This is a genomic window from Cryobacterium algoritolerans (assembly GCF_004402785.1).
Taxonomy (GTDB): domain Bacteria; phylum Actinomycetota; class Actinomycetes; order Actinomycetales; family Microbacteriaceae; genus Cryobacterium; species Cryobacterium algoritolerans.
In genome coordinates this window covers 20,072-30,096 of sequence record NZ_SOFP01000051.1, presented here as the reverse complement: position 1 = coordinate 30,096, position 10,025 = coordinate 20,072, and the positions used below count along the sequence as shown (strand labels likewise).

General features: G+C 66.5%; 9 protein-coding genes. 5 read left to right on the top strand and 4 right to left on the bottom strand.

Annotated features, from left to right (window positions below; translation table 11 throughout):
* The 3 genes from E3O19_RS12015 to E3O19_RS12005 form a co-directional block, all read right to left on the bottom strand.
* A partial coding sequence (locus E3O19_RS12015; RefSeq protein ID WP_166804554.1) for a biotin/lipoyl-containing protein occupies positions 1-455 on the bottom strand: 455 nt, incomplete at its 3' end.
* A gap of 67 nt (positions 456-522) precedes the next feature.
* The gene (gene lpdA / locus E3O19_RS12010) at positions 523-1,896 is read right to left on the bottom strand and encodes a dihydrolipoyl dehydrogenase (protein WP_134567890.1); all 1,374 of its coding nucleotides are present in this window, start codon (positions 1,894-1,896) and stop codon (positions 523-525) included.
* A 105-nt stretch (positions 1,897-2,001) separates the two neighbouring features.
* Positions 2,002-3,498: a leucyl aminopeptidase gene (locus E3O19_RS12005; RefSeq protein ID WP_134567888.1), complete on the bottom strand. Its 1,497-nt coding sequence runs from the start codon at positions 3,496-3,498 to the stop codon at positions 2,002-2,004.
* A gap of 95 nt (positions 3,499-3,593) precedes the next feature.
* Here E3O19_RS12005 and E3O19_RS12000 point away from each other — a divergent pair, with 95 nt between their 5' ends.
* From E3O19_RS12000 to E3O19_RS11980, 5 genes are all read left to right on the top strand, one after another.
* A complete protein-coding gene (locus E3O19_RS12000; protein WP_134567886.1) occupies positions 3,594-4,517 on the top strand; it encodes a proteasome assembly chaperone family protein in 924 nt (307 codons plus the stop codon).
* Positions 4,518-4,575: 58 nt separating this feature from the next.
* Positions 4,576-5,910, top strand: a complete 1,335-nt coding sequence (locus E3O19_RS11995) for an MFS transporter (RefSeq protein ID WP_134567884.1) — start codon at positions 4,576-4,578, stop codon at positions 5,908-5,910.
* A 230-nt stretch (positions 5,911-6,140) separates the two neighbouring features.
* Entirely contained in the window at positions 6,141-7,484 is a 1,344-nt protein-coding gene (locus tag E3O19_RS11990; RefSeq protein ID WP_134567883.1) for an RNA polymerase sigma factor, read from the top strand.
* Positions 7,485-7,492: 8 nt separating this feature from the next.
* A complete protein-coding gene (locus E3O19_RS11985; protein WP_134567881.1) occupies positions 7,493-8,761 on the top strand; it encodes a Mur ligase family protein in 1,269 nt (422 codons plus the stop codon).
* A 23-nt stretch (positions 8,762-8,784) separates the two neighbouring features.
* Positions 8,785-9,504, top strand: coding sequence for a type 1 glutamine amidotransferase (locus E3O19_RS11980; protein WP_166804553.1), 720 nt, complete (start codon positions 8,785-8,787; stop codon positions 9,502-9,504).
* Between the two features lie 120 nt (positions 9,505-9,624).
* Here the strand turns inward: E3O19_RS11980 and E3O19_RS11975 are convergent, their stop codons facing one another.
* A complete protein-coding gene (locus E3O19_RS11975; protein WP_241981350.1) occupies positions 9,625-9,876 on the bottom strand; it encodes a DUF7455 domain-containing protein in 252 nt (83 codons plus the stop codon).
* Between the last annotated feature and the right edge of the window lie 149 nt (positions 9,877-10,025).

Genomic DNA, 10,025 nt, shown 5'->3' with positions numbered 1-10,025 from the left:
GCCGCGACCGGTGCTGGGGCCACGGGGGCGACGACCGGTGCTGGGGCCACGGGGGCGACGACCGGTGCTGGGGCCACGGGGGCGACGACCGGTGCTGCCACGGGGGCCGCGACCGGGGCAACATACTCCGGGGCCGGCGCGACGGGCGCAGTTTCGACCGGTGCCGGCACCGCCGGAGCCTCGGCGACGGGTGCCGCGACGGGAGCGGCTGCTGCCGACCCGTCGCCGATGGTCACCAGAGGGGTCCCGACCTCAACGGTCTCGTCCTCCTGGACCAGGATGGCCTCGATGATGCCCGCAATGGGGGACGGGATCTCGGTGTCCACCTTGTCGGTCGATACTTCCAACAGCGGCTCGTCGACTTCGACGTGGTCGCCCACGTTCTTTAGCCAGCGGGTTACCGTACCCTCTGTGACACTCTCACCGAGTGCCGGGAGGTTAACGGATTCGCTCATGCGTCTGTCTCCTTCAAAACCATTTGCCTGTAATTTGCTTACTGAGAGTCACTGTGCCGGGATTCGGCTACATCGCGTGCAGGGGCTTGCCGGCCAGGGCCAGGAAGGCCTCGCCGAGCGCTTCGTTCTGGGTGGGGTGCGCGTGCAGGAACGGGGCGATGTCCTCGGGGTACGCCTCCCAGTTCACGACCAACTGGCCCTCGCCGATCAATTCACCAACACGGGCACCGATCATGTGCACTCCCACGATGGGTCCGTCCACAACGCGCACGAGCTTGATCGAACCGCTCGTGCCGAGAATGGAACTCTTGCCGTTTCCGCCGAGGTTGTACTCGTAGGTGGAGATCTTGTCGGTGCCGAACTTCTCTGCCGCCTTGGCCTCTGAGTAGCCGACCGAAGCGATCTCAGGGTCGCAGTAGGTGACCTTCGGGATGTTGAGGTCTTCGACCACGATCGGGTTCAGGCCCGCGATTTCCTCGGCGACAAAAATGCCATGCTGGAAGCCGCGGTGTGCGAGCTGCAGGCCGGGCACGATGTCGCCGACGGCGTAGACGCCGGGAATGTTCGTGGCGAGGCGCTCGTCGGTGATGACGAAGCCACGGTCGACCGTGATGCCGACCTCCTCGAAGCCGAGTCCCGCAGTTGCTGCGCCGCGACCAACGGCCACGAGCAGGAGGTCGGCCTCGACGGTGCTGCCGTTTTCGAGGGTGACGACGACGCCGCTCTCGTCCTGGCTGACGCTCTGGAACCGGATGCCGAGGGAGTATTCGATGCCGCGCTTGCGGAAGGCACGTTCCAACTGCTTGGAGACGGATTCTTCCTCGTTCGGGACCAGGTGGGGGAGCGCCTCGATGATCGTGACGTCCGCGCCGAAGGACCTCCAGACGCTGGCGAATTCGACGCCGATGACGCCACCGCCGAGGACGGCGACCTTGCGCGGTACGTAGTCGAGTTCGAGCGCGGTCTCGCTGGTGATGACCCGCCCGCCGATTTCGAGGCCGGGCAGCGACCGGGAGTATGAACCGGTTGCCAGGACGACGTTCTTGCCGACGATGGTGTCCTCGCCGACCTGCACGGTCGTCGGGGAGACCAGTCGGCCCTCACCGGCGATGACGGTGATGCCCCGGGCCTTGATCAGGCCCTGCAGCCCTTTGAACTTGGAGGCGACGATTCCCTCACGGAACGTGGTGACGGCCTGCATGTCGATGCCGTCGAACTGCGTCTTCACGCCGTACTTTGCCGATTCCCTGCTGACATCCGCAACCTCTGCGGAGTGCAGGAGCGCCTTGGTCGGAATGCAGCCCAGGTGGAGGCATGTGCCGCCGAGCTTGCCCTTCTCGATCAGGCCAACGGTGAGGCCAAGCTGGACCGCACGCAACGCCGCTGCGTATCCACCGCTTCCTCCGCCGAGAACGACAAGGTCAAAATTCTGTTCCGACACCCAGATACTCCCTCGTGCATCACTAACTCGGTTTGCCGGGCGTCATGGAAGACGACGCCGCAGGCATCCGCTGATCGGCAAGCTCATCCTGCCTCTTTGACTGTACTACGGGCGTGAAAAGTCCTCTGCCACTCGAAGCAGCGCCCGCAGCGAAATCCCGGTCGGTCCGGCGCCCGTGAACCCGAATGCGCTGCCGGTGTTGTGAGCCGGACCCGCGATGTCGAGGTGCGCCCACGGGATCTTCACCGCGTCTTCGCCCTCGCCGCGGGTCCCGATGAACTCACGGAGGAACACCCCGGCCACCAGCATTCCACCTGCCGTACTTCCGATCTTCGCATTCGCGATGTCCGCGACATCCGAGTTGAGCAGGGGGCGGAGCTCGTCCGGGAGCGGCATCGGCCAGGCCTGTTCGCCGACGGCTTTCCCTGCGTCGAGCACCCTGGCGACCATCGTGTCGTCGCCCATTACCGCGTAGTAGCGGGTGCCCAGGGCGACGATGGCAGCACCGGTCAGGGTGGCTACGTCGATAATGGCGTCTGGCGCTTCTTCGCCGGCGGCGACGAGGCCGTCCGCCAGCACGAGGCGGCCCTCAGCATCGGTGTTGAGGACCTCGACGGTCTGGCCGCCGCGGATCCGGAGCACGTCGTTGGGCCGGATCGCCGACCCGGATGGCATATTCTCGGCGATGCAGAGCCACGCGGTGATCTTCAGGTCGAGCCCCAGCCGGGCCGCGGCCAGCGTGGCCGCCAGGACGGTGGCTGCCCCGGTCATGTCGTACTTCATGCCCACCATGGATGCCGGCGGCTTCAGCGAGAGTCCGCCGGTGTCGAAGGTGATGCCCTTGCCGACGAGGGCGAGGTGCCGGGTCGCGCCGGCCGGCGAGTAGGTGACCTTGACGAGGCGCGGAGGACGGGTCGAGCCCTGGCCGACGCCGGCGATTCCGCCGAAGCCGTCAGCGACGAGCTGGTCCTCGTTCCACACCCGCACCTCGATCGGCAGGCCGGGCTGGGCGTCGACCGCCTCGACGGCGAGCCGGGCGAGGGACTCGGGGTAGAGATCGGACGGGGGAGTGTTGACGAGGTCCTTGATCAGGCTCACCGCGTCCACGACGACGCCGATCCGGGTTGGGGCGTCGCCCAGGTCGAGCCCGGTGTGCACGACGATCTGCCCGGCCGGGAGCTTGGTGGCGGCCAGGGAACTGTTCCGATAGGTCGTGAACGAGTACGCGCCGAGCGCCGCGCCCTCCAGTACCGCTTCGGCATCCTCCGTGGTGGTGATCGGGAACGCGAACGCCACCGAGGAGACGCCGGTGAGCTGGCGGACGGCGGATCCGGCCGCATGGCGCAGGGCGTCGACCGTCACCTCTCCTCCGATCCCGATTATGGCGATGCTGCGGGCAGCGCCGACCGAGGCAGGCAGACGCACGAGCTGGTCGCGGTTGCCGGTGACGCCGAGGGAAGCGAGGTGCGCCGACAGACCCTCGAAAGCAGGGTCGGCGAACAGGAGTGCGGTGTCGCCGGAGGAACTCGCCCCGATGATCAGGACGTCGACGTCGGAGTCGATGGCGGGCTGTGCGGACACGGAAAGGCTGGGAACGGTCATCCCTTGATGGTACGCGGCGGCATGTTCGCTCTCGGCACCACGGCGCGGCGCTCGATTCCCGCGCCGCACGGAAATTGGCGTTTAGAGTTAACGGCATGCGCGATCCTGGTGACCTGTACGAGCTGACCGCGGACGCTGCGCGCGTCCCGGAGGGCCTGCACCTGGTCGCTGGGCTGACCGGATTCGCGGATGCCGGGGGCGCGGTGTCGCAATTCACTGAGTACCTGCGCAACACCCTGGACCACGCGGTGATCGCGGGATTCGACACCGATGTCCTCCTCGATTACCGGGCGCGCCGCCCGATCATCTATTTCGATCAGGACCACCTCACCGACTACCAGCCGCCCACCCTCAAGCTGTACCTGGCCCGTGACGAGATCGGGCAGCAGTTCCTGCTCCTGGCCGGTTTCGAACCCGACTTCCGTTGGGAGCAGTTCACGGCGGCAGTGCTGGAATTGGTGCGGCGCTTCAAGGTGTCCTCGACCACCTGGGTGCACGCGATCCCGATGCCGGTACCGCACACCCGTCCGATCGGTGTCACCGTGAGCGGAAACCGTTCGGACCTGATCGAAAGCATGTCCGTCTGGCGGCCGCACACCCAGGTGCCGTCCAACGCCCTCCACCTGGTCGAGTTCAGGCTGCAGGAGAGCGGGGCATCCGTCGTCGGGTTTGTCCTGCTCGTGCCGCACTACCTGGCCGACACCGAATTCCCGGCCACGGCCCTCTCGGCCCTGGAGAGCACGAGCGCTGCGACCGGCCTCATCTTCCCGTCCGATCAGCTCAGGGAACAGAACCGCGATTTCGTGGCGCGAATCGACGAGCAGGTGCATGACAACCCCGAACTCGCCAAACTCGTCGGGACGCTCGAGGAACGCTATGACGCCTACATGGAGGGAAGCACCCTGCGGTCCCCGCTGACCGACGAGGCAGGCGAACTCCCCAGCGCGGACGAGATCGCCGCCGAGCTGGAGAACTTCCTGGCGACCCGCCGCAGCCGGGACGACGGCCCACCAGCCTGAGTTGCGCCCGCAGGAGCGTCTGATCGTTCCGGCCTCCCGCGCGAGTAAGTTAGGGGCAATGAACTCGCGTCGCTCCTGGTTGATCTTCTCCATCGGGTCGTTCGCGTACCTGTCCGCCGTGTTGCAGCGTTCCTCGCTCGGCGTTGCCGGGGTCGCCGCGACGGAACGCTTCGGCGGTTCGGCTGCGGTGCTGTCCAGCCTCGCGGTGGTGCAATTGGTGGTCTACGCCGCCGCCCAGGTTCCGGTGGGTGTGCTGATCGACCGGTATGGCCCCCGGGTGCTTGTCATCTCCGGCACCGCGCTGATGGTGGGGGGGCAGCTCACACTGGCCTTCGCGCCGACGATCGGCCCGGCGGTGGTCGGCCGGATCCTCGTCGGGGCCGGGGACGCCACGATCTTCATTTCCATGATCCGGCTGATCGGTTCCTGGTTCTCCGGCCGGAGCGTGCCGCAGCTCTCCCAGTGGCTCGGTAACATCGGGCAGCTGGGTCAGGTCATGTCTGCGGTGCCCCTGGCCTGGGTGCTGCACACGTGGGGCTGGACGGCCGCGTTCGTGTCGGCGGCAGCCGTGGCAGTAGTTGCTCTCGTCGTACTGATCGCCGTCGTGCAGGACCATCCGGCCGGGGTCCTGGCGGAGGATCGTCCGGCCAGTTGGGCCGCCGCGTTCGCCCTGCTGAAGCACAGTTTCAAACGACCGGGGACCCAGCTGGGATTCTGGTCACACTACGTGACCCAGTCGTCGGGAACCGTTTTCAGCCTCCTCTGGGGTTTCCCTTTCATGGTGTACGGTCTCGGCTACGACCCGTCGTTCGCGGCCGGGATGCTGATGGTCGTGGTTGGGGCCGGGGTGATCGCCGGCCCCGTCCTCGGAATCCTGACCGCACGGTACCCGCTGCGGCGCAGCAACATCGTTCTCGTCGTGGTCTCATTGATGGGCACGGCGTGGGCGCTCGTCCTGCTCTGGCCGGCGACGCCTCCGTTGTGGCTGATGGTCGTATTGCTGGTCGCTTTGGGCATCGGCGGGCCAGGATCGCTGATCGGGTTCGACTTCGCCCGCACCTTCAATCCCCAGCGCAGCCACGGCTCCGCCAACGGTGTCGTCAACGTGGGCGGGTTCACCGCGAGCTTCGTGATGGTGTACCTGGTCGGCCTGCTACTCGACCTTCAGGAGGGGTGGCGGGTCGCGGCCGGCGCAGCAGGCGACCTGTACTCGCTCGACTCGTTCCGGGTGGCGTTCTCCGTGCAGTACCTGGTCGTCGGTCTGGGGGTGGTCTTCCTGCTGAGGGCACGGGCACGCACGCGCCGGCAGCTCTCCGACGACGAGGGAATCGAGGTCGCACCGATCTGGGTGGCCTTGGCCCGCGCGTGGCGTCGCCGGCGGCGACCAGAATAGGATGCACCTGGCTTGCCTCATACACAAAGCATGCAATAATTGTCAATAGGGCCCGTTCTGGTCCTGGGAGTATCGACAATCCTGTCGTTGCGATTAGCCCGGGACTTGACATGGGTCCTAGTACTGCCCAAAATCCACACTGCCCAGGTGTTGAAACGGCCAGATCCACTTCGCCCGTTTCGACCCGGCAGCGCCGCCGGCGACAGCGCCACGGCATGAGAGGTGTTCGAATGGCAACCCGCACAAAATCCGAGCCAAGCGAAGAAACCACCGCGACCGCGCCAGGCGTGGCAGAGGCTGATTCCGGCACCGTCAAGGCCCCCGCTAAGGCGACGGCTGCCAAGACCGCCGCGGTGAAGAAGCCGCTCACCAAAGCCGCCGCCACGAAGGCCGCCGCTGCACTGGCAGCGAAAGCTGCCGGCGAAGAGAAGCCGGCGCCGCGCAAGCGCGCCGCGACCACCAAGACCAAGGCCACCGCGGGGTCCGACGACCACGACGAGCACCCTGCCGGCGAAGACGCGGATTCCGACGAGGACGACACGGACGAAGAGGGTAAGAAGCGGACGACCGCGGCCGAGCCGCTCCCGAGCGGAGCACTCGTCCTCTCCCTCGTCGACGACGACGACGAAGTCCCGGTCTACTCCAGCGCCATCACGGGTGCGACGGCCGACCCGGTCAAGGACTACCTGAAGCAGATCGGAAAGGTCGCGCTGCTGAACGCGGCCGAAGAGGTCGAACTCGCGATGCGCATCGAAGCCGGCCTGTTCGCCGAAGACAAGATGGCCGTGATGACCGACGCCGAGAAGAAGAGCGCCCTCGGCCGCGAACTGCAGTGGGTTGCCAAGGACGGCGCCCGCGCGAAAAGCCACCTCCTGGGAGCCAACCTTCGTCTCGTCGTCTCCCTCGCCAAGCGCTACACCGGTCGCGGGATGCAGTTCCTCGACCTCATCCAGGAGGGAAACCTGGGCCTGATCCGTGCCGTCGAGAAGTTCGACTACACCAAGGGCTTCAAGTTCTCCACCTACGCCACCTGGTGGATCCGCCAGGCGATCACCCGCGCCATGGCCGACCAGGCCCGCACCATCCGTATCCCGGTGCACATGGTCGAGGTCATCAACAAGCTGGCCCGCGTGCAGCGGCAGATGCTGCAGGACCTGGGCCGCGAGCCGACGCCGGAAGAACTGAGCCGTGAACTCGACATGACACCCGAGAAGGTCGTCGAGGTGCAGAAGTACGGTCGCGAGCCGATCTCACTACACACCCCGTTGGGCGAGGACGGCGACAGCGAATTCGGCGACCTGATCGAAGATACCGAAGCGGTTGTTCCGGCGGACGCCGTCGGCTTCACAATGCTGCAGAAGCAGCTTGAAAGCCTCCTCGACTCGCTTTCCGAGCGCGAGGCCGGCGTGATCCGCATGCGTTTCGGCCTCGGCGACGGGATGCCGAAGACGCTCGACCAGATCGGTGACACGTTCGGGGTGACGCGCGAGCGCATTCGTCAGATCGAGTCGAAGACCATGGCGAAACTGCGCCACCCGTCACGGTCGCAGTCACTACGCGATTACCTCGAATAGGCGGCCACGTGCGCTACGCACCGGCGATACTCGTCGGCCGGATCGTTCGGGTACTGGCTAGATGGCGCAAGCCGGGCGGGGGCTCAGCGGTCCCCGGCCTCGTCGTCAACACCATCGCGCCTGGATTCCTGGCCCGGACTCTGAACGGCTTCCCTGGCGGTCTGGTCATCGTGACCGGGTCGAGCGGTAAGTCCACCACCACGAAGATGCTGGTCGCTGCGCTCCGCGCGCACGGCCTCGGCGTGTTCACGAACGAGTCAACGGCCAACATCAGCCAGGGCCTCACTTCGGCGTTGCTCGAGCAGGCCAGCCTGGCCGGCCGCATCAGCGGTGACGTTGCGGTGCTCGAGATGGATGAGGGCCACGGCGCCCTGATCTCGGGATCGTTGAAACCCCGTGTCGTCGCGCTGACGAACGTGATGGTCGACCAGATCGATCGCTTCCACGACTCCGAGATGGTCGCTGCGATGCTCGGCAAGATCGCCTCGCGAGCCACCGGAACCGTCGTCGTGAACGCCGATGACCAGTACCTCGTAGACCTGGCCTCGCGCCTCGAGGGCGCCGTCGCGGTGTCCCGCTACGGCGTATCCAGCGATGTCCTCGCGGCAAACCCGCGCGGGCTCGGCTACAGCGTGACCGCAGACCACCGGCTGCCCTCGGCGGACGGCATGCTCCTCACCGCGGTCGACGGCCGCGACGCCACCGTGTTGGTGGACGGCACCTCGCACGCGATGGGCCTACCTGCCCGTGGAACCCACTATGCCGTTGACGCCCTCACCGCCCTCTGTGCCGCCCAGGCCGTGCTCGGCGAACGGTTCGACCCGGTGGTCTCAGTCGCGGCGATTTCGGCGATCCCGCCGGTGTTCGGTCGGGGTGAAATCGTCACGGTGCGCGGCCGGAAGGTCGAATTCGTGCTCGTGCAGAACCCCGCGAGCTTCCAGCTGAACGTGGACAGCCTCGCAGCGGGAACCGACCAGATCCTGGTGGCGATCGGTTCGGATGTCCGTGACCCGTCCTACTTCTGGCCCGTCGACACCTCGGGGCTCGGCCGGGTTCTCTTCGCCTCCGGGTCGAAAGCGCAGGAGATAGCCCTGCAGCTTTCCTACGACGACGTCATCATCGACCGGATCGAATCAGATCTCGGCCGTGCCCTCGACGAATTTCTCGCCCTCCCTGACCCGCGGATCGGACTGAAAACCATCATCTTCTCGGCCGATTCCATGCGCCGCACCCGCGCCCACCTCGGGCTCGTCTCCAACATGGCGGGGCGGGAATGATGCGGCCACTCAGCATCGTCTCAGTGCTACCTGAACTTCTCGGCACGAACGGTGACGCCGCGAACGCCCGAGTGCTCGCCCAGCGTGCCCGTTGGGCCGGTGTGGACGCGGAGATCACCCCGGTGCGCACAGCCGCTGATCTACCGGAGCAGATCGACCTCGTCGTGATCGGGTCAGGTTCCGACACCGAATTGACCGCAGTGCGCGACATTCTCGCCACAATGACGGAGCGACTCCGCGGCTGGTGCACGGCCGGGATCCCCATCCTCGCCATCGGCACCGGGTGGGAACTGCTCAGCTGGGGGATCGAACTCGGTGACGGCACCGTCGTCGAGGGTCTCGGCATCGTCACCGGGCGGGCGGTTCCCCTGGCCGAACGCGCAACGGACGACCTCATCCTCGACTCCAGGTTCGGCAGGCTGGTCGGCTTCGAGAACCACGCACGAGACTATGTCGGCGCCGAGGCGTCAGCGCTGGGTCGGGTGCGCTCCGGAACGGGAAACGGTCCCATCCCCGGCGGCGGCACCGGGGTCGAGGGCCTCGTCATGGGAAACCTCTTCGGCACTCACCTGCACGGACCGGTGCTGGCCAGGAACCCCGTCCTCGCCGACCACCTGCTCCGCACGGCTCTGGCCCGCGCCGGCGTGGAATACGTTCCGGGTGACCGAGCGGTCGCGGTCGACGAGATAGCGAAAGCCGGGCGCAATCAGATTGCGGCGAGGCTCGGGCTCACCGCGGAGTAGCCTGTGGCTGATGTTTCGGTACACGTAGGTCGGTACCGGACAAGGTCGGTACCGGACAAGAAAGCGGCGCGGAACGACCGGAGTCGTCCGCGCCGCTGAACGCGGGTAGTCGAATGAAGACTACGAGCGCTGGTCCTCGAGGAGCCGGCCCGACTCGTCGTGCCAGCTCTCGGCGATGGCGGCGAGCTTCTCCTGGTGCTTACGGCCGTGGTGGGCGCAGAACAGGAGTTCACTGTTGTTCACGACGACTCGAATGTAGGCCTGGGCGCCACAAGCGTCGCAGCGGTCGGCCGCGGTGAGCTGGTGAGGGGCGCTCTGCCCGTCGACGGAACGTTGGTCGATGGCACCATTTCCGGTTGCGATCTGGGACATGTTTTCCTCCTCCAGACTGATACCAAGTGATACCAATTTAACCTGTGCTCCATGTAAACACGGTCTGCTCCGGATTTCGACTCCGTTTGGTTGCATTTCGCTCACCGCGTAGACGATTTGGGCCGGGTGTTGCTGGGGGGCCAGGGGCC